The 530-nt window shown below is 36.8% G+C and carries 1 protein-coding gene; it reads right to left on the bottom strand.

Features of this window, described 5'->3' with window-relative positions; genetic code table 11:
* The coding region (locus DNK84_RS13650) for a hypothetical protein (protein WP_208123347.1) at positions 1-459 on the bottom strand (459 nt) is incomplete at its 3' end.
* Positions 460-530: the final 71 nt, after the last annotated feature.

Below are 530 nucleotides of genomic sequence, written 5' to 3'. Positions count from 1 at the left end.
ATGTCCCGTTTTATCTGCTAGTTCTGAGGCAATACAAGCTTTAAATCGACGATTGTTTTGTGCCATCACAATTGGCATTGAATCAACAAGTCTATGGTTTATCTGGTCATAAACAGCATGAGGTAGCCTGCCTTGATAGTATTCAAGCAGTACTGGAAAAACATCTTCTAATCTGTTTAGCCTATGGTTAAATGCAGCATAGGATGGTAGTTTTGGAAAAAGATCGCTCCAGTAGCTCTTTGCATGCTGATAGATATCTTTTACCTTCCTGCGCCCTTCAATAATGCCCATGAGGTATATGGTTATAACTTCTTGATCCGTAAAGATGGGGTTATTGTTATTACTAAACCTTTGACAGAAGTATTGCAAAGTTGATTCATAATATTCGGATATTTGTAGGTATAGTGATATAATATTGCTCAGCCAATCCATCGTATCTTGGTGTTTTTGTTGGTCCATTAACACAATAAAGCATGGATTGGCAACTCGTAAGCTTTATTTTTGAATATTATTCAACCCTTGATTCGCAT

The organism is Facilibium subflavum, from assembly GCF_003574485.1.
GTDB lineage: Bacteria > Pseudomonadota > Gammaproteobacteria > Francisellales > Francisellaceae > Facilibium > Facilibium subflavum.
The sequence above is the reverse complement of the archived record's forward strand: the minus strand, read 5'-3'. Positions and strand labels throughout refer to the sequence as shown.